Annotated in this window: 17 protein-coding genes; 13 read left to right on the top strand and 4 right to left on the bottom strand. The window is 70.4% G+C overall.

The features are described from left to right. The first annotated feature begins 138 nt into the window (after positions 1–138). The 5 genes from sigE (at position 139) to HF995_RS01680 (ending at position 4,271) form a co-directional block, all read left to right on the top strand. Entirely contained in the window at positions 139–759 is a 621-nt protein-coding gene (sigE, locus tag HF995_RS01700) for an RNA polymerase sigma factor SigE (protein WP_168446089.1), read from the top strand. Continuing rightward, positions 756–1,766 (top strand): zf-HC2 domain-containing protein, encoded by a 1,011-nt coding sequence (locus HF995_RS01695; RefSeq protein WP_168446088.1) that lies wholly within the window; start codon positions 756–758, stop codon positions 1,764–1,766. The genes sigE and HF995_RS01695 overlap by 4 nt, the downstream gene beginning before the upstream one ends. After that, positions 1,763–3,208: a S1C family serine protease gene (locus tag HF995_RS01690; protein ID WP_168446087.1), complete on the top strand. Its 1,446-nt coding sequence runs from the start codon at positions 1,763–1,765 to the stop codon at positions 3,206–3,208. Before HF995_RS01695 ends, HF995_RS01690 begins: the two co-directional genes overlap by 4 nt. Then, positions 3,208–3,606, top strand: coding sequence for a twin-arginine translocase TatA/TatE family subunit (locus HF995_RS01685; RefSeq protein WP_168446086.1), 399 nt, complete (start codon positions 3,208–3,210; stop codon positions 3,604–3,606). The genes HF995_RS01690 and HF995_RS01685 overlap by 1 nt, the downstream gene beginning before the upstream one ends. Positions 3,607–3,731: 125 nt before the next feature. After that, a complete protein-coding gene (locus tag HF995_RS01680; protein WP_168446085.1) occupies positions 3,732–4,271 on the top strand; it encodes a 2'-5' RNA ligase family protein in 540 nt (179 codons plus the stop codon). A gap of 105 nt (positions 4,272–4,376) precedes the next feature. Here the strand turns inward: HF995_RS01680 and HF995_RS01675 are convergent, their stop codons facing one another. Genes HF995_RS01675 through sdhC form a run of 4 tightly spaced genes read right to left on the bottom strand, consistent with a single transcriptional unit; the run spans position 4,377 to position 7,821 of the window. Next, positions 4,377–5,144, bottom strand: a complete 768-nt coding sequence (locus tag HF995_RS01675; protein ID WP_168446084.1) for a succinate dehydrogenase iron-sulfur subunit — start codon at positions 5,142–5,144, stop codon at positions 4,377–4,379. Then, the gene (gene sdhA / locus HF995_RS01670) at positions 5,144–6,946 is read right to left on the bottom strand and encodes a succinate dehydrogenase flavoprotein subunit (protein WP_168446083.1); all 1,803 of its coding nucleotides are present in this window, start codon (positions 6,944–6,946) and stop codon (positions 5,144–5,146) included. Before sdhA ends, HF995_RS01675 begins: the two co-directional genes overlap by 1 nt. A gap of 39 nt (positions 6,947–6,985) precedes the next feature. After that, entirely contained in the window at positions 6,986–7,441 is a 456-nt protein-coding gene (locus HF995_RS01665) for a succinate dehydrogenase hydrophobic membrane anchor subunit (protein WP_168446082.1), read from the bottom strand. A 2-nt stretch (positions 7,442–7,443) separates the two neighbouring features. Further along, entirely contained in the window at positions 7,444–7,821 is a 378-nt protein-coding gene (gene sdhC, locus HF995_RS01660; RefSeq protein WP_168446081.1) for a succinate dehydrogenase, cytochrome b556 subunit, read from the bottom strand. A 224-nt stretch (positions 7,822–8,045) separates the two neighbouring features. On the opposite strand from sdhC, the gene HF995_RS01655 reads away from it, so the two are divergent. The 8 genes from HF995_RS01655 to HF995_RS01620 all read left to right on the top strand — a co-directional run bounded on the left by HF995_RS01655 (position 8,046) and on the right by HF995_RS01620 (position 17,759). Beyond that, a complete protein-coding gene (locus HF995_RS01655; protein WP_168446080.1) occupies positions 8,046–9,182 on the top strand; it encodes a mannose-1-phosphate guanylyltransferase in 1,137 nt (378 codons plus the stop codon). A 174-nt stretch (positions 9,183–9,356) separates the two neighbouring features. Next, the gene (locus HF995_RS01650; protein ID WP_168446942.1) at positions 9,357–10,529 is read left to right on the top strand and encodes an amidohydrolase; all 1,173 of its coding nucleotides are present in this window, start codon (positions 9,357–9,359) and stop codon (positions 10,527–10,529) included. A 219-nt stretch (positions 10,530–10,748) separates the two neighbouring features. Continuing rightward, positions 10,749–11,873: a BMP family lipoprotein gene (locus tag HF995_RS01645; protein ID WP_168446079.1), complete on the top strand. Its 1,125-nt coding sequence runs from the start codon at positions 10,749–10,751 to the stop codon at positions 11,871–11,873. Positions 11,874–11,955: 82 nt separating this feature from the next. Then, positions 11,956–13,473 (top strand): ABC transporter ATP-binding protein, encoded by a 1,518-nt coding sequence (locus tag HF995_RS01640; protein ID WP_168446078.1) that lies wholly within the window; start codon positions 11,956–11,958, stop codon positions 13,471–13,473. Next, a complete protein-coding gene (locus tag HF995_RS01635; RefSeq protein ID WP_168446077.1) occupies positions 13,470–14,738 on the top strand; it encodes an ABC transporter permease in 1,269 nt (422 codons plus the stop codon). Before HF995_RS01640 ends, HF995_RS01635 begins: the two co-directional genes overlap by 4 nt. Beyond that, positions 14,735–16,030, top strand: coding sequence for an ABC transporter permease (locus HF995_RS01630; protein ID WP_168446076.1), 1,296 nt, complete (start codon positions 14,735–14,737; stop codon positions 16,028–16,030). Before HF995_RS01635 ends, HF995_RS01630 begins: the two co-directional genes overlap by 4 nt. Positions 16,031–16,032: 2 nt before the next feature. Next, entirely contained in the window at positions 16,033–16,455 is a 423-nt protein-coding gene (locus HF995_RS01625) for a cytidine deaminase (RefSeq protein WP_434060829.1), read from the top strand. After that, positions 16,452–17,759: a thymidine phosphorylase gene (locus tag HF995_RS01620; protein WP_168446074.1), complete on the top strand. Its 1,308-nt coding sequence runs from the start codon at positions 16,452–16,454 to the stop codon at positions 17,757–17,759. The genes HF995_RS01625 and HF995_RS01620 overlap by 4 nt, the downstream gene beginning before the upstream one ends. The last annotated feature ends 32 nt before the right edge of the window (positions 17,760–17,791 follow it).

Genomic DNA, 17,791 nt, shown 5'->3' with positions numbered 1-17,791 from the left:
GCTGTCGTTCGCGTGCGGGGGGACCGGTCTGACGACGCGGCGGGGACGGCGGCCGTCCCTGCCGCATCGTACCGCCGCGGCTGTTCGCCTGCGGCGCACACGGTCGGCACGAAGGCCCCGTTCTGCGAGAATGTCACGGTGAGCGAGAACGGGAACTCAGGGTCGACCGTGCAGGGCACGGCGCCGGGGCCGTCGTGGGAGGAGATCGTCCGCGAGCACTCGCCGCGCGTGTTCCGTCTCGCCTATCGGCTCACGGGTGATCGGCACGACGCCGAGGACCTCACCCAGGACGTGTTCGTCCGCGTGTTCCGCTCGCTCGACCGCTACGAGCCGGGCAACTTCGAGGGCTGGCTGCACCGCATCACGACCAACCTCTTCCTCGACTCGGCTCGCCGCAAGAAGCGCATCCGCATGGATGCGATGGGCGACGACGACGGTCAGCTGGCGGGCTCGGTCGAGGCGCAGCCGGAGCGGGGCTTCGAGCACGGGAACCTGGACCTCGACGTACGCCGCGCGCTCGACGCGCTGCCGCCCGACTACCGGGCCGCTGTCGTGCTGTGCGACATCGAGGGTCTCAGCTATGAGGAGATCGCGGTGACGCTCGGCGTGAAGCTCGGCACGGTGCGTTCCCGGATCCACCGCGCGCGGTCGCAGCTACGCGCGTCGCTCGCGCACCGTCGCCCCGCGCCCGGGGGTGCCCCGGCGGAGCAGGGTGAGACGGACCTAGGGTCTGCGGCGACGCTGTGGACGGCGTCATGAGCACGGTCACGGGCCCGGGGCACTACGGGGAGTGGATCAGCGCGCACCTCGACGGGGAGCTGTCGCGGGCGCAGGACGCGCGCCTCCAGGTTCATCTCTTGCAGTGCGCCGCGTGTGCGGAGGCTCTCGCGGCGGAGCAGGAGGCCCGGAGTCTGCTGCTCGCGGCGACGGAGGCCGAGCCGAGCGCGGCGCTGACGCAGCGGCTCCTTGCGCTCGCGTGCCAGGACGAGGCGGACCAGGCGGGGCAGCCCGCGGGGCGGGTGCGGCCCGGTGCGCGCGCTGCGGCGGGCCGCGGCCAGAGGCCCGCCGAGCTCCGCACGCTGCGGCCGGGCGAGTCGCCGACGTTCCCGGCGCTCACGGGAGACCTGCGCGCTCGTCGGAGCGTCGTCGCGGCTGTCGTCGTCGGTGCTGTGGGCCTGGGGCTCGGAGCGGGCGGTCTCGCGGCTCTCGGCGCCCCTCCGCGGGTCGTGCCGTCTGCGCACCGGGCGGAGGCGCTCACGACTCTCGCGCGCACCGTCGGCTCGAGCCGCGTGGCGACCGCCGGGCTCGGTGGGAGCGGCGGCGTCGCGTCGGCGACCGACCCTGCCGAGTCGGACCCGACCCTCGGCGCGCTGCGTGACGAGGGCTGGCACGTGCCGAGGCTCGTCGAAGGCGCCCAGGTCGTCGCGCACCGCGTCGACGGCGAGGGCAGGCTCGAGCTCGAGGTCGCGACGACCGAGGGGGCGCTCGTGCTGCGAGAGCAGGTCGGTCGCCTCGACATCGACGCGCTCTCGGGTGCGACCGTCCTCGAGGCGGAGGGTCGCACGCTGTACGTGCTGTCGCAGTCTCCGTGGCACGTCACCTGGCAGTCGGGCGACCTCGTCCTCGAGGCGTACTGCGCCGAGTCCAACCCGCTCGCCGAGAGCATCGTCGCCGCCCCTGGGGCCGAGGCCCCGGTACCCGTCGCCGTGGGGCGTCGGATCATGCGTGGCTGGCAGAGCATCACGACGGTGGTGAGCGGTCGATGAGCGACGTCCAGGGCGGCGGCCTGTTCGCGACGCCGGGCGGCGAGGCGCCGCGTCGCCCCGTGCATGCCGCGGGCGACGGCGAGGGGCGCGCAGTCCCCGCGTCGCCGTACGCGGGGCCTCCCGCGGCAGGGGCGTCGGCCTACGGCCCGCAGCGCCAGGGCGTCCCCGCGTCGCCGTACGGCCCGCCCGTGCACGGAGCTTCCGCACCCGCGCCGTCGGCTCCTGGACCGTCGACGGGGCAGGCCCCGGTGCGCGACGCCGCGCAGGGGACGCCGGGAGGTGCGGACGGTACGGGCGGCTCGTCCTGGCCCGGTGCGCCGCTGACGACGACGCGTCGCGCTCAGCGTCGCGGCCGCACGCTCGCCGCCGGGATCTCCCTCGCCGTCTTCGGGATCGTCGCCGGCGGCGCGGGCGCGTACGTCGGGCAGCAGCTCCCTGCGTCGCGTCCGGTCGTCAACGTCGTCGTCGCGTCGCCCGCCGCGGAGCCTGCCGACCGCCCGGCGGGCTCGGTCGCCGACGTCGCAGCCCGGGTGACCCCCTCGGTCGTCTCGCTCGAGGTAAAGGGCACCGACGCAGAGTCCACGGGGTCGGGGTTCGTCTTCAGCGAGGACGGCTTCGTGGTGACGAACTATCACGTGGTCGAGCTCGCGGTCACGGCAGGCAAGGCGGGGCGCGTCGTCGTCGTGCTCGCGGACGGCACGCAGCTCGACGGTGAGGTCGTCGGGAGCACGGCCAGCTATGACCTTGCCGTGGTCAAGGTCAACGCCGACGGGCTCGTCCCGCTCGTGCTGGGCGACTCGGACGCGCTCGTCGTCGGTGACCCGGTGACCGCTTTCGGCGCGCCGCTCGGCCTCGCGGGCACGGTCACGACCGGTATCGTCTCGGCGCTCAACCGGCCCGTGGTCGCGGGCGGTGCGAACGACGCCGCGTTCATCAACGCGGTACAGACCGACGCGTCGATCAACCCGGGCAACTCGGGAGGTCCCCTCGTCAGCTCGGCCGGCGAGGTCGTCGGCATCAACTCAGCCATCGCTCAGCCGCCCGGCGTCGCGCGCGCTGCCGGGAGCATCGGGCTGGGCTTCGCGATCCCGTCGAACCAGGCGCTGCGGACCGTCACGCAGCTCATCGAGACCGGGAGCGCGACGTACCCGATCATCGGCGTCCTGCTCGACCGGACGTACACGGGCCAGGGCGTGCGGGTCATGGAGCAGGCGCAGGGGGACCAGGATCCCGTGACCCCGGACGGCCCTGCCGCGAAGGCAGGGATCCTGCCGGGCGACGTGATCGTCGCGATCGACGGCCGCCCGGTGACCCGCCCGGACGATCTGATCGTCGCGATCCGCGCACACGCGCCGGGGGACGTGGTCACCCTGACGCTGCGCGAGGGCGAGGACGGCGAGCGCACGGTGCGCATGGTCCTCGACGAGGTGACCAGCAGCTGATGAACGGCCTCTTCAACGTCAACGGCGGCGAGCTCGTCGTCATCCTGCTGGTCCTCGCGCTCGTCGTCGGTCCGGACCGCCTGCCCCAGTACGCCGAGCAGCTTGCACGCTTCGTGCGTGGTGCGCGCGACTACGCACGCAAGGCGAAGGAGCGCGTCGACGAGGAGGTCGGGGAGGGCCTGGGCGAGCTCGACTGGTCGAGCCTCGACCCGCGCCAGTACGACCCGCGGCGCATCGTGCGCGATGCGCTGCTCGATCCCGAGCCTGCCCCGCTGCCCGGCCGTGCTGGCGCCGCTGCCGCCGCCGTCGGGGCTCCGCGCGGGCTGAGAGCGCCAGCGGCGGGAGTCGTCAGCGGCCCGCGCCCTGACGTCACCCCGTTCGACGACGAGGCCACCTGACGGCTCGTGGCGCACGCCACGAGATTTCCCACGCGTGGGCGCAACTGCCACAATGGTGCGATGTGTGAGCGCTTTCGAAGTGGCAGGCCTGGTGTCGCCGGGAGCGGTGCGGAGCTGGTACCGGCATGAGGCTCCCTGAGCGGGGCGAGGGCCAGACGAGGATCGGGGTCGCCATCCCCGTCCCGGCTCCCTACTCCGAGATCCTGTCTGAGGCGCGGCGTCGCAGCGGCGACGGGTTCGCCGACCTCATCCCTCCGCACGTGACCCTGCTGGGGCCCACGGTCGTCGACCAGTCCGCGATGGGGTCCGTGTCCGAGCATCTCGCGGCGGTCACGTCAGCGGCCGAGGCGTTCACGATGATCCTGCGCGGGACGGGCACCTTCCGGCCCGTGTCCGAGGTCGTCTTCATCCAGGTGGCGCAGGGCATCGCGGAGTGCGAGCAGCTCGAGCGCGTCGTGAGGGCAGGGATCCTGGACCAGGACCTGCGGTTCAACTACCACCCGCACGTGACGATCGCGCACGACGTCGACGCTGACGCGCTCGACCGCGCGTTCGAGGAGTCTGCGGGCTTCGAGGCCACGTTCGAGGTCGCCGCGGTGGACCTCTTCGAGCACGGCGACGACGGCGTGTGGCGGACGGTCGAGACGTTCCCCCTCGGGGGCTGAACCTCTCCGTCGAGGTGGTGCGTCTCTCGCTGCTGGGGCTGACCGCGTCGCGTGCGGTGCGGCGGGCGTCGCGCCGCGGCCGAGACCGCGGCGCGACGGGCTACGTCAGAATGCGCGCGTGATCATCGCGCGCTTGACCTCCTGGATCGCCTTCGTCACCTCGATGCCGCGAGGGCACGCCTCGGTGCAGTTGAAGGTCGTCCGGCACCGCCAGACACCCTCCTTGTCGTTGAGGATCTCGAGCCGCTGCGCCGCTCCTTCGTCGCGGGAGTCGAAGATGAAGCGGTGCGCGTTGACGATCGCCGCGGGGCCGAAGTACTGCCCGTCCGTCCAGAAGACCGGGCAGGACGACGTGCACGCCGCGCACAGGATGCACTTGGTCGTGTCGTCGTAGACCTCGCGCTGAGCGGCCGACTGGATCCGCTCGCCGCTCGGCTCGTTCCCCGTCGTGATGAGGAACGGCATGATCTCGCGGTAGGAGGCGAAGAACGGCTCCATGTCCACGACGAGGTCCTTGATCACGGGCAGCCCCTTGATGGGCTCGACCGTGATCGGCTTGTTGATGTTGAGGTCCTTCAGGAGCGTCTTGCACGCGAGCCGGTTGCGGCCGTTGATGCGCATCGCGTCCGAGCCGCAGATGCCGTGCGCGCACGAGCGGCGGAACGTCAGCGAGCCGTCCTGCTCCCACTTGATCTTGTGGAGCGCGTCGAGCACCCGGTCGGTCCCGTACATCGTGAGCGTGTGCTCGTCCCAGTACGACGAGGTGCCGTGCTCCGACTCGGGGGAGTACCGCAGGACCCGGATGGTGACCTCGAAGCTGGGGATCTCGCCAGCGGCCGCTGCAGGAGCGGTCTCGTCCAGAGTGGCAGTCATCAGTACTTACGCTCCATCGGCTGGTAGCGGGTCACGACGACCGGCTTCGTGTCGAGCCGGGTCTCGTGCGGGGGGATTCCGGCCGCGTCCGCGGCCTCGGCGGTGCTCACGCGGCGGTACGCCATCGTGTGCGCCATGTAGGCGGCGTCGTCGCGGTCGGGGAAGTCCTCGCGGAAGTGACCGCCACGGGACTCCTTGCGGTCGAGGGCGCCCAGCACCACGACCTCGGCGAGGTCGATGAGGAACCCGAGCTCGACCGCCTCGAGGAGGTCCGTGTTGAAGAGCCGGCCCTTGTCCTGGACCGACACGTGGGAGAAGCGCTCCTGGAGGTCCTTGATGACGTCGAGCGTCTCGGTGAGGGACTCGTGCGTGCGGAAGACCTGCGCGCCCTTGTCCATCGCCTCCTGCAGCTCGCGTCGCAGGTCGGCGACGCGCTCGCCGTCGGGCCGACGACGCATGGCCTCGAGCTCGGCGACGGTGCGGGCTGCCGCGTTCTCCGGCATCTCGACCCAGGGTGCGTTCACGGCGTACTCGGCGGCGGCGACGCCCGCGCGCTTGCCGAAGACGTTGATGTCGAGCAGCGAGTTTGTACCGAGCCGGTTCGAGCCGTGCACGGACACGCACGCGACCTCGCCCGCGGCGTACAGCCCTCGCACGACGTCGGTGTTGTTGCGCAGCACCTCGGAGGTGATGTTCGTGGGCACGCCGCCCATCGCGTAGTGCGCGGTCGGGTAGACGGGCACGGGCTCCGTGTAGGGCTCGATGCCGAGGTAGGTGCGGGCGAACTCGGTGATGTCCGGGAGCTTCGCGTCGATGTGCGCTGGCTCGAGGTGCGTCAGGTCGAGCAGGACGTAGTCCTTGTTCGGTCCGGCGCCGCGTCCCTCGCGCACCTCGTTGGCCATCGATCTCGCGACGATGTCGCGAGGTGCGAGGTCCTTGATGGTCGGGGCGTACCGCTCCATGAAGCGCTCGCCCTCGCCGTTGCGGAGGATGCCGCCCTCGCCGCGTGCCGCTTCCGAGAGCAGGATGCCCAGGCCGGCGAGGCCGGTCGGGTGGAACTGGAAGAACTCCATGTCCTCGAGCGGCAGGCCGCGGCGCAGCGCGAGCGCCATGCCGTCACCGGTGAGGGTGTGGGCGTTCGACGTCGTCTTGAAGATCTTGCCGGCGCCACCGGTCGCGAGGACGACGGACTTGGCGCGGAAGACGTGGATCTCGCCGGAGGCGAGATCGTAGGCGACGACGCCGGCCACCGAGACAGGCTCACCCTCGGGGACGTCCTCGTGGGAGAGGTCGTGGTCGAGGATGAGGTCGAGGACGTAGAACTCGTTGAAGAACTCGACGTTCTGCTTGACGCAGTTCTGGTAGAGCGTCTGCAGGATCATGTGCCCGGTGCGGTCTGCGGCGTAGCACGAGCGGCGGACGGCGGCCTCGCCGTGGTTGCGCGTGTGCCCGCCGAAGCGGCGCTGGTCGATCTTGCCCTCAGGCGTGCGGTTGAACGGGAGGCCCATGCGCTCGAGGTCGAGGACCGCGTCGATCGCTTCCTTCGCCATGACCTCGGCGGCGTCCTGGTCGACGAGGTAGTCACCGCCCTTGACCGTGTCGAACGTGTGCCACTCCCAGTTGTCCTCCTCGACGTTCGCGAGGGCCGCGCACATGCCGCCCTGGGCGGCGCCGGTGTGCGAGCGGGTGGGGTAGAGCTTCGAGATGACGGCGGTCCGGGCGCGGCCCGAGGACTCGAGAGCCGCGCGCATGCCTGCGCCGCCGGCACCGACGATCACGACGTCATAGCTGTGGGTCTGCATCGGTCTCGATGCCTCCTGGGACGAGTTCTGGTGGGAAGGTCAGTCGAAGCAGACGGACGGCAGCAGCTCTGCGGGCGCTCCGACCGGGCACGGCTCGAACGTGAAGATGACGAGGGTGCCGACGACGATCACGACGGCGGACGCCGTGTAGAGGAGCACCTTGAGGATTCCGCGCGTACGGTCCTTCTCGGCGTAGTCGTTGATGATCGTGCGGACGCCGTTGGTGCCGTGGATCATCGCGAGCCACAGCATGAGCAGGTCCCAGACCTGCCAGAACGGAGACGTCCACTTGCCGCCCACGAAGGCGAAGTCGATCGCCTTGATGCCGTCGCCGGCCATGAGGTTGACGAACAGGTGGCCGAAGATGAGGGCGATCAGGATGACGCCCGAGGCGCGCATGAAGATCCAGCCGTACAGCTCGTAGTTCGAGCGTGTGGTCTTCCGGCGCTTGTACGGGTCGCGCGGGGAGGCGATGGCCGAGGCGGCGGTGCTCATGGTCAGCCTCCGAAGACGTGGGAGAGGTGCCGCGGCAGGAATCCTGCCATCGTCACGACGAACAGGCCGACGACGACCCACAGCATCACCTTCTGGTACCGCGGACCCTTGGCCCAGAAGTCGACGAGGATGATGCGCAGGCCGTTGAAGGCGTGGAACACGATCGCGGCGACGAGACCGGCCTCGCCGAGCCCCATGATCGGATTCTTGTACGTCCCGATCACCGCGTTGTACGCCTCGGGGGACACCCGGACGAGCGCGGTGTCGAGGACGTGCACGAGCAGGAAGAAGAAGATCAGGACACCGGTGACCCGGTGCGCGACCCAGGACCACATGCCTTCACGGCCGCGGTACAGAGTCCCAACTGGCGCCTTGGGCACGGGGGAGCCTCCTGTGTGGCGGTCTCAGCCGTGACGGCGACGTCGTCGTCCCGGTCGAGGAGGTGCGGCGAGCGGGTCGGACGATCCGCTCCTTGGGGATCACTGTAGTGAATCTCCTGGGCCTTCGGTCCCTGTCTGGGCCGTCAGGCGTGTGCTAGCGGCCGTGTGTGACGCATCCCACACGGCCGGAAGGTCGTCGTAGCACCACCTCATAGGATGTCCGCATGCCCGCGACGCCGCCCCAGCACGCCCATGACGCTGCCGACTTCTACGCCGTGATCCCGGCGGGAGGAGCAGGATCGCGGCTGTGGCCGTTGTCCCGCTCCGGCACGCCGAAGTTCCTCCACGACCTCACCGGGGCAGGCCGCTCGCTGCTCCAGGCGACCGTCGACCGCCTCGGCGAGGTCGCCGACAGCTCCCACGTCATGGTCGTCACCGGTGCACGGCACGTCACGGCCGTCCGCGAACAGCTCCCTGCCCTCGCGGAGACAAACGTCCTCGCCGAGCCGTCCCCGCGCGACTCGATGGCCGCGATCGGGCTCGCGGCAGCGGTGCTGCAGGAGCGCCACGGCGACGTCGTCCTCGGCTCGTTCGCTGCGGACCAGGTCATCACGAGCACCCCGACGTTCGTCGCGGCGGTCCGCGAGGGCATCGAGGCGGCGCGTGCCGGGTACGTCACGACGATCGGCATCGCGGCGTCGCGACCGTCCGTCGCGTTCGGGTACGTGCGGTCGGGCGACCTGCTCGGCCTCGAGGGCGCGCCGTCGGTGCGCCAGGTGCTCGGCTTCACCGAGAAGCCCGACGCCGCGACAGCGCGCCGCTACCTCGAGACCGGCGAGTACCGCTGGAACGCGGGCATGTTCATCACCCGCACGTCGGTGCTCCTCGACCACCTCGCACGCGAGCGTCCTGACCTCCACGCGGGCATCGCGACGATCGCTCGCGCGTGGGACACGCCGCAGCGCGACGAGGTCGTCTCGTCCGTGTGGCCAGGGCTCGAGCGCATCGCGATCGACCACGCGATCGCCGAGCCCGTCGCCGCCGCGGGCGGCGTCGCCATGGTTCCGGGCAACTTCGGGTGGGACGACGTCGGTGACTTCAACTCGCTCGCTGCTCTCCTGCCCGCCGTCGACGGCGCTGGCTCGAAGGTCCTCGGCGACCAGGACCGCGTCGTGCGGCTCGCGAGCGCAGGCTCGGTCATCGTGCCCGCAGGCGGTCGCACGGTCGCCGTGCTCGGGCTCGACGACGTCGTCGTCGTCGACACCCCGGACGCGGTGCTCGTCACGACGCGGGCGCGCGCCCAAGAGCTCAAGTCCGTCGTCGACGCCGTGCGCGACCGAGGGCTCGACGACCTGCTCTGACGTGTGCCCGGCTGGCGGGCGTCACGACCGCTCAGCGTCTCGCAGGGATACCGTGGAACGGTGAGCCCTCTCGACGACGACACGACCCTTTCCGGTGCGACCGCCGCGCAGGCGCGGGACGGCGCGGCCAGCGTCGCCGCGCCCACCGTCGCGACGGACCCGGTCGTCGCGGAGATCGTGCGCGTCACGGACCAGCTCTTCGACGAGATCGTCGGGATCCGCCGCGACATCCACGCGCACCCCGAGCTTGCGCGCACGGAGATCCGCACGACGGCGCTCGTCGCCGAGCGGCTCGCGGCCGAGGGCCTCACGCCGCGGCTCCTGCCCGGCAGCGGCCTCGTCTGCGACATCCCTGCAGGCGCTGGCGCAGACTCGCGCCGCCGCGTCGCGCTCCGCGCCGACCTCGACGCGCTCCCGGTGCAGGAGGCGACGGACCTGCCGTACTCGTCGACCGTCCCGGGCGTCTCGCACGCGTGCGGGCACGACGTGCACACGTCCGTCGTCCTCGGTGCGGGGATCGTCCTCGCTCGGCTCTCTCGGCAGGGGACTCTCGAGGCACCCGTGCGGCTCGTCTTCCAGCCTGCCGAAGAGGTGCAGCCGGGTGGCGCCCTCGACCTCATCGCCCAGGGTGCGGTCGACGGCGTCGAGCGCATCTACGCGGTGCACTGCGAGCCCAAGCTCGACACGGGGGTCGTCGGGACGCGCATCGGCCCGATCACGTCGGCGTCCGACGAGGTCACGCTGACCTTCACGTCGCGCGGCGGGCACACCTCCCGCCCGCACCTCACCGGCGACCTCGTGTACGCGATGGGGCAGGTCATCTCCCAGGTCCCTGCGATCCTCGGGCGCCGCCTCGACCCGCGCTCGGGCGTCAACCTCACGTGGGGCGCCGTCAACGCGGGGCGCGCGCACAACGCCATCCCGACGATCGGGACGCTGCGCGGCACGCTGCGCTGCCTGGACGTGCGCGCGTGGGAGCTCGCGGCGCAGGTGCTGCACGACGCCGTCGAGCAGGTCGCGGCGCCGTTCGGCGTCGGGGTCGAGATCGAGCACAACCGGGGCGTGCCGCCCGTCGAGAACGACACCGAGTGCACGACAGCGCTCGAGGACGCGGCCCGCGCGGCGGTCGGCCCGCGGTCGGTGCAGCTGACCGAGCAGTCGCTCGGGGGAGAGGACTTCGCCTGGTACCTCACGAAGGTGCCCGGCGCGCTCGCACGTCTCGGCACGCGTCTGCCAGGCGGGCGCACGTTCGACATCCACCAGGCGGACTTCCGGGTCGACGAGGAGGCGCTGCGCGTCGGGATCCGCCTGCTCGCGACGGTCGCGTCAGGGCGAGCGAGCCGCTGACCACGGCTGGTCTCGCCATGTGGATGGTCCCGTTCCGTCCGCTTGCGCATCGGTGACGAGTGCGTAACGACTCGGCTGGGACTCACCGTTTTAACGTTCGCGTCATCTAGGGATGACTAGAGTCGTCACATCGAAAGCCGTCCGGCAGGACGGGGGCCGTGCAAAGACGCACGGCTCCTGCTGCCGGGCGCACACCTCGAACTCAAGTAGGAGTGCTCTGTGAAGAAGATGATCAAGCTTGCCGCGATCGGTGCTGCGGCCGGACTGGTCCTGACGGCATGCGCGGACGCGCCTGCCGATGACCCGACCAAGGCTCCCACCGCCGGCGAGACGACGACGAGCGCGGGCCCCGCGCTCAAGGCGGTCGACGGCTTCCGGCCCTGCATCGTCTCCGACGCAGGCGGCTTCGACGACAAGAGCTTCAACCAGATCTCCTACGAGGGTCTGAAGAAGGCTGCTTCCGAGTTCGCGATCGACTTCGGCGAGGTCCAGTCGACCTCTGACTCCGACTTCGCGCCGAACCTCGAGTCGCTCCTGTCGACCGACTGCACCACGATCATCTCCGTGGGCTTCGCGCTCTCGGCGGCGACGGTCGAGTCCGCCAACGCCAACGGTGACGTCCAGTACGTCCTCGTCGACGACGCCGCGGACAACGACTTCGACGGCAAGAAGGACGCCGAGAACATCAAGCCGCTGCTGTACGACACGGCGCAGGCCGCGTTCCTCGTCGGCTACCTCTCCGCCGGCTACTCGGAGGCGGGCAAGGTCGGCACGTACGGCGGCCAGCCGTACCCGACCGTGACGATCTTCATGGACGGCTTCAAGCAGGGCGTCGAGCACTACAACAAGGTCAAGGGCACCAAGGTCGAGGTCGTCGGCTTCGAGGGTGGCGACAAGGGCACCTTCACCGGTGGTTTCGAGAACAACCAGGACGCGCGCAACGCGGCTGACTCGATCATCGACCAGGGCGTCGACGTCATCCTCCCCGTCGGTGGCCCGATCTACCAGGCCGCGCTCGACTCGATCGCCGACGCGGGCCGCGACATCGCCCTCATCGGTGTCGACTCCGACCTGTTCACCACGGACCCGAACACCGCTGACGTCGTCCTGACGTCGATCCAGAAGAAGATGGACGTCTCCGTCTACGACACGATCGTGGCTGCTGGCCGCGGCGAGTTCGACGCCGAGGCCTACGTCGGCACGCTCGAGAACGGTGGCGTGGACATCGCGCCGCTGCACAACTTCGAGGGCAAGGTCGACGCCGCCCTGCTCGACGAGGTGGACGCCCTCAAGGCGGACATCATCGCCGGCAAGGTCAAGGTCACGTCCTACCTCAACAAGTGACACCACACGTTCTCCCCGGGGAGCTCTCTCCCCGGGGAGAACGTGCGTCACGACTCCTTCGCAACGTCAGAAAGATCGGTCAATGAAGCTCGAGCTGCGCGGCATCACCAAGCGCTTCGGTGCGCTTGTCGCCAACGACCACATCGACCTCACGGTCGCTCCTGGGGAGATCCACTGCCTCCTCGGTGAGAACGGCGCCGGCAAGTCCACCCTCATGAACGTCCTGTACGGCCTCTACTCCGCCGACGAGGGCGAGGTGCTGCTGGACGACGTCCCTGTGAGCTTCGCCGGTCCCGGCGACGCGATGGCCGCGGGCATCGGCATGGTGCACCAGCACTTCATGCTGGTCCCCGTCTTCACCGTCGCCGAGAACGTCATGCTCGGCCACGAGCCCACCAAGAGCGGTGGCCGGCTCGACCTCGACCAGGCGCGCGCCAAGGTCCGTGAGATCGCCGACCGCTTCGGCTTCCACGTCGACCCTGACGCGCTCGTCGAGGACCTCCCCGTGGGTGTGCAGCAGCGCGTCGAGATCATCAAGGCGCTCTCGCGCGACGCCAAGGTGCTCGTGTTCGACGAGCCGACGGCAGTCCTGACGCCCCAGGAGACCGACGAGCTCATGGGCATCATGCGCCAGCTCAAGGACGAGGGTGCCGCGATCGTCTTCATCACCCACAAGCTCCGTGAGGTCCGTGAGGTCGCTGACCGCATTACCGTCATGCGCCGCGGCGCGGTCGTCGGCGAGGCCCAGCCCGGGTCGAGCGACGCCGACCTCGCCTCGCTCATGGTCGGGCGTGCGGTCGAGCTGACCGTCCACAAGGACGCGCCGAAGTACTCCGAGGCGCTCCTGTCGGTCAAGAACCTCGAGATCCGCGACCAGTCGGGCCTCGTCCTCGTCGACGACGTCTCGTTCCAGGTCCGCGGCGGCGAGGTCCTCGTGATCGCCGGCGTCCAGGGCAACGGCCAGACGGAGCTCGCGGACGCGCTCCTCGGCCTCGTGACGCCCGCCGACGGTCGCATCGAGCTCAACGGGACCGACCTGGTGGGCCGCAGCGTCCGCCAGTTCCTCGACGCGGGCATCGGGTTCGTCCCCGAGGACCGCGGCCACGACGGCCTCGTCGGCTCGTTCTCGGTCGCGGAGAACCTCATCCTCAACCGCACCGACGGCCCGCCCTTCGTGCGCGGCGGCTCGCTGCAGCTCCGGGAGCGCGACGAGTTCGCGCGGGAGCGGGTCGAGGAGTTCGACATCCGCACCCAGGGGATCGAGACCGAAGCTGGCCGCCTCTCGGGCGGCAACCAGCAGAAGGTCGTCCTCGCGCGCGAGCTTTCGCGCGACCTCAACCTGTTCGTCGCCTGCCAGCCCACGCGCGGCGTCGACGTCGGGTCGATCGAGTTCATCCACAAGAGGATCGTCGCGACCCGCGACGCCGGCATCCCCGTCATCGTCGTGGCCACCGAGCTCGACGAGGCGCTCGCGCTCGGCGACCGCATCCTCGTCATGTACCGCGGACGCATCGTCGGGATCGTCCCGTCGACCACCCCGCGTGACGTGCTTGGCCTGATGATGGCCGGCATCTCGGTAGAAGGGCACGAAGCCGCATGAGCACGACCGAAGCACCGCAGCCCGCACAGGCCGCACCCGCTCCGACCGAGAGGTCCGAGCAGGCTGACTCGCGCTGGACGAAGGCGCTCCGCGAGATCGTGAGCGGATCGTGGGGCGTCTCGATCGGCGCCGTCATCCTCGCGCTCGTCGCGGGATCGATCATGATCATCGCCACCGACGAGAGCGTCCGCTCCGCGTCGTCGTACTTCTTCTCGCGCCCGGGCGACATGCTCGACGCGGCGTGGGCGGCCATCCGGGACGCCTACCTCGCGCTTTTCCGCGGTGGTGTGTGGAACTACAAGGCCGACAACCTGACGGACGCCATCAAGCCGCTGACGGTCACGCTCAAGTACGCGACACCCCTCATCGGTGCAGGCCTCGGCCTCGCCGTCGGTTTCCGTGCGGGCCTGTTCAACATCGGTGGTCAGGGACAGATGATCCTTGCCGCCATGGGCGCGGGCTGGATCGGCTTCAAGCTCGACCTGCCCGTCGGCGTCCACCTCGTCGTCGCGGTCGTCGTCGGCCTCGCGATGGGCGCGCTCTGGGCCGGCATCGCCGGTGCGCTCAAGGCGTTCACCGGCGCGCACGAGGTCATCACGACCATCATGCTCAACCACACCGCGTACTACCTGCTCTTCTTCCTGCTGGCGACCCCCGGCCTCCTGCAGGCGCCGGGCTCCTCGAACCCGAAGACGCCCGCCATGAAGGAGACCGCGGTCATGCCCGTGCTCTTCCAGGGTGGGTTCCCGATCCACGTCGGCTTCGTGCTCGCGCTCGTCGCGGTCGCGGTCACGTGGTGGATCCTCGAGCGTTCGCGCATCGGCTTCACGTTCAAGGCTGTGGGTGAGAACCCGTCCGCAGCGCGCGTCGCAGGTATCGACGTCCCGCGGACGACCCTCTACGTCATGCTCGTCTCGGGCGCCCTCATAGGCCTCGCGGGTGCGACCCAGGTGCTCGGCACCTCGGTGACCGGCTTCAGCACCGACGTCGACGCAGGCATCGGCTTCGACGCAATCACCGTCGCACTGCTCGGCCGTTCGTCGCCCCTCGGCGTGCTGGGTGCCGGCATCCTCTTCGGAGCCTTCAAGGCCGGCGGTGCGACGATGCAGGCCGCCGAGACCATCCCGATCGAGATCGTGACGGTCATCCAGTCGCTCATCGTCCTGTTCATCGCGGCTCCGCCGCTCGTCAGAGCGATCTTCAGGCTGCCCGCCCCGGGCTCCGCGAAGTCCTCCCGCCGTGCCCGCAAGGAGGTGGCAGCATGAGCGCCGCCACGATCATCCCCGACGAGTCCCCGGTCTCCGAGAACCTGCGCAAGGTCGAGATCGTCGGAAAGAAGTTCCCGGTCGTCCTGACCTCCGTCCTCGTCGTCCTGCTCGCGATCGTCGCGTTCGCGGCGCGCGAGGGGCACACCAAGTTCCGGTTCTCGTCCCCTGACGACTTCGTGTCGATCCCGTCGGTCACCGTGCCGGGCATGACGGTCGCGTGGGTGTGCGTCGTCGTCATGGCGCTGCTCACCGCGGTGTCGTGGGCGCTCTACGCCGCCGGGCGACGCACCCCCTGGTACGTCGGCGCGGTCTTCGGGCTGTTCTTCATGGCCGGGTTCCTGTCGTGGGCCGGCGCCGGCTCCTCGAGCGACTTCCCGGTCGTGCGTCTCATCAGCTCGTCCGTCCTGCTCGCCGTGCCGCTCGTGTTCGGTGCGCTCGGCGGTGCGATCGGCGAGCGTGCGGGCGTGGTCAACATCGCGATCGAGGGCCAGCTGCTCGCGTCGGCGTTCGTCGCCGCGATCGTCGGGACGATCACGGGCAGCCCGTGGGCGGGTCTCGTCGCCGCGCTGCTCGCCGGTGCGCTCGTCGCGCTCGTCCTCGGCATGTTCACGATCACCTACCGCGTCAACCAGGTCATCGTCGGTGTCGTGCTCAACGTGCTGGTCCTCGGCGTGACGAGCTTCGTCTACTCCCAGGTGCTCGTGCCGCAGTCGGCGCTGTACAACAAGACCGTGCGGTTCCCGACCGTCGAGATCCCCGTCCTCGGACAGATCCCGATCATCGGCCCGGCTCTGTTCGACCAGTCCCTCATCGTGTACCTCATGTACCTGACGGTCCCGGCGGTCTGGTTCGCGATGTTCCGCACCCGCTGGGGCCTGCGCCTGCGCGCCGTCGGTGAGCACCCGCTCGCTGCGGACACGGTCGGCATCAAGGTCGAGCGCGTGCGCTACCGCGCCCTGCTCATCGCTGGTGGCATCGTCGGTATGGGCGGCGCCTACTACACGCTCGTGTCGGTCTCCTCGTTCGGCAAGAACATGACCGCGGGTGCGGGCTTCATCGCCCTCGCCGCCGTCATCTTCGGCAAGTGGGACCCGATCAAGGCCACGCTCGCGGCGCTCCTGTTCGGCTTCTCGTCGGCCCTCGCCGGCGCGATGAGCATCGTCGGTTCGCCCGTGCCCAGCCAGTTCATGCTCATGCTGCCGTACGTCGTCACGCTCCTCGCCGTCGCCGGTCTCGTCGGGCAGTCCCGCGGCCCGGCCGCCTCGGGCGAGCCCTACGTGAAGGAGTGACGGTGACGGACCAGCCTGAGATCGACTGGGAGGCGCTGCGGGCGGCCGCTCGCGACGTCATGACCCGCGCCTACGTCCCGTACTCGAAGTTCCCGGTGGGCGTCGCCGCCCTCGTGGACGACGGTCGCGTGGTCGTCGGTTGCAACGTCGAGAACGCGTCGTACCCGGTAGGGCTGTGCGCTGAGTGCGGCCTCGTGTCCCAGCTCCACGCGAGCGGGGGCGGGCGGCTCGTCGCCTTCACGTGCGTCGACGGGCAGGGCAACACGCTCATGCCGTGCGGCCGCTGCCGCCAGCTCCTGTGGGAGCACGGCGGGGCGAAGATGCTCGTCGACTCCGTGAGCGGCATCAAGCCTATGAGCGAGGTCCTCCCGGACGCCTTCGGGCCCGACGACCTCACCGACTACGCAGAGAAGAGCAAGTCATGAGCGGTACCGAGAAGTTCGCAGCGGTCGACGTCATCATCGCCAAGCGCGACGGCCACGTCCTGACGGACGAGCAGATCGACTGGGTGATCGACGCGTACACGCGCGGCGTCGTCGCCGAGGAGCAGATGTCGGCCCTCAACATGGCGATCCTGCTCAACGGCATGAACCGTGCCGAGATCGCGCGCTGGACCAACGCGATGATCGCCTCGGGCGAGCGCATGGACTTCTCGTCCCTGCGCAACCCCACGTCGGACAAGCACTCGACCGGCGGCGTCGGCGACAAGATCACGCTGCCGCTCGCTCCGCTCGTCGCGGTGTTCGACGTCGCGGTGCCGCAGCTCTCGGGCCGCGGCCTCGGCCACACGGGCGGCACGCTCGACAAGCTCGAGTCCATCCCCGGGTGGCAGGCGGCGATGTCGAACGAGGCGATGCTCGCCCAGCTCGACGACGTGGGTGCGGTCATCTGCCAGGCAGGCTCCGGCCTCGCCCCGGCCGACCGCAAGCTCTACGCGCTGCGTGACGTCACGGGCACCGTCGAGGCGATCCCGCTCATCGCGAGCTCGATCATGAGCAAGAAGATCGCGGAAGGGACGGGCGCGCTCGTCCTCGACGTCAAGGTCGGCTCGGGTGCGTTCATGAAGAACATCGACCGCGCCCGCGAGCTCGCTCGCACGATGGTCGACCTCGGCACCGACGCAGGTGTGCGGACGGTGGCGCTGCTGACCGACATGTCGACGCCGCTCGGCCTGACCGCGGGCAACGCGCTCGAGGTCCGCGAGTCCGTCGAGGTCCTCGCCGGTGGCGGCCCCGCCGACGTCGTCGACCTCACGGTCGCACTCGCCGTCGAGATGCTGGCTGCCGCTGGTCGCCCGGTCGGCGAGGACGAGGTCCGCGCCGCTCTCACGGACGGCCGCGCGATGGACCGCTGGAACGCGATGATCTCCGCGCAGGGCGGCGACCCGCACGCCGAGCTGCCGTGGGCCACGCACACGCAGCAGGTGCTCGCGGAGGAGGACGGCGTGCTCACCAAGCTCGACGCCTACGACGTCGGCATCGCGGCCTGGCGCCTCGGCGCCGGACGTGCGCGTCGTGAGGACTCGGTCCAGGCGGGCGCTGGTGTGGTGATGCACGCCAAGCCGGGCGACGCTGTCCGCAAGGGCGAGCCGATCCTCACGCTGCACACCGACACCCCGGAGCGCTTCGACCGTGCGCTCGAGGCGCTCGAGGGCGGCATCGAGGTCGCCGCTCCTGGCACCTCGTTCACGCCGAGCGACGTGGTGCTCGACCGCATCAGCGGGTTCTGACCGGCAGACCTGGGGCGCCCTCAGCGGGCGCC

This window comes from Sanguibacter hominis ATCC BAA-789 (genome assembly GCF_012396185.1).
GTDB lineage: Bacteria > Actinomycetota > Actinomycetes > Actinomycetales > Cellulomonadaceae > Flavimobilis > Flavimobilis hominis.
Note: the sequence above shows the minus strand (reverse complement) of the source record. Positions and strands in the feature narration are given on the sequence as shown.

Bases quoted from the DNA above. Each gene is read 5' to 3' on its own strand.
- HF995_RS01630 (WP_168446076.1), top strand. From the start codon at position 14,735: ATGAGCGCCGCCACGATCATCCCCGACGAGTCCCCGGTCTCCGAGAAC.
- HF995_RS01620 (WP_168446074.1), top strand. From the start codon at position 16,452: ATGAGCGGTACCGAGAAGTTCGCAGCGGTCGACGTCATCATCGCCAAG.
- HF995_RS01640 (WP_168446078.1), top strand. From the start codon at position 11,956: ATGAAGCTCGAGCTGCGCGGCATCACCAAGCGCTTCGGTGCGCTTGTC.
- HF995_RS01680 (WP_168446085.1), top strand. From the start codon at position 3,732: ATGAGGCTCCCTGAGCGGGGCGAGGGCCAGACGAGGATCGGGGTCGCC.
- HF995_RS01695 (WP_168446088.1), top strand. From the start codon at position 756: ATGAGCACGGTCACGGGCCCGGGGCACTACGGGGAGTGGATCAGCGCG.
- HF995_RS01675 (WP_168446084.1), bottom strand. From the start codon at position 5,144: ATGACTGCCACTCTGGACGAGACCGCTCCTGCAGCGGCCGCTGGCGAG.
- sdhA (WP_168446083.1), bottom strand. From the start codon at position 6,946: ATGCAGACCCACAGCTATGACGTCGTGATCGTCGGTGCCGGCGGCGCA.
- HF995_RS01665 (WP_168446082.1), bottom strand. From the start codon at position 7,441: ATGAGCACCGCCGCCTCGGCCATCGCCTCCCCGCGCGACCCGTACAAG.
- HF995_RS01635 (WP_168446077.1), top strand. From the start codon at position 13,470: ATGAGCACGACCGAAGCACCGCAGCCCGCACAGGCCGCACCCGCTCCG.
- HF995_RS01690 (WP_168446087.1), top strand. From the start codon at position 1,763: ATGAGCGACGTCCAGGGCGGCGGCCTGTTCGCGACGCCGGGCGGCGAG.
- HF995_RS01655 (WP_168446080.1), top strand. From the start codon at position 8,046: ATGCCCGCGACGCCGCCCCAGCACGCCCATGACGCTGCCGACTTCTAC.
- HF995_RS01685 (WP_168446086.1), top strand. From the start codon at position 3,208: ATGAACGGCCTCTTCAACGTCAACGGCGGCGAGCTCGTCGTCATCCTG.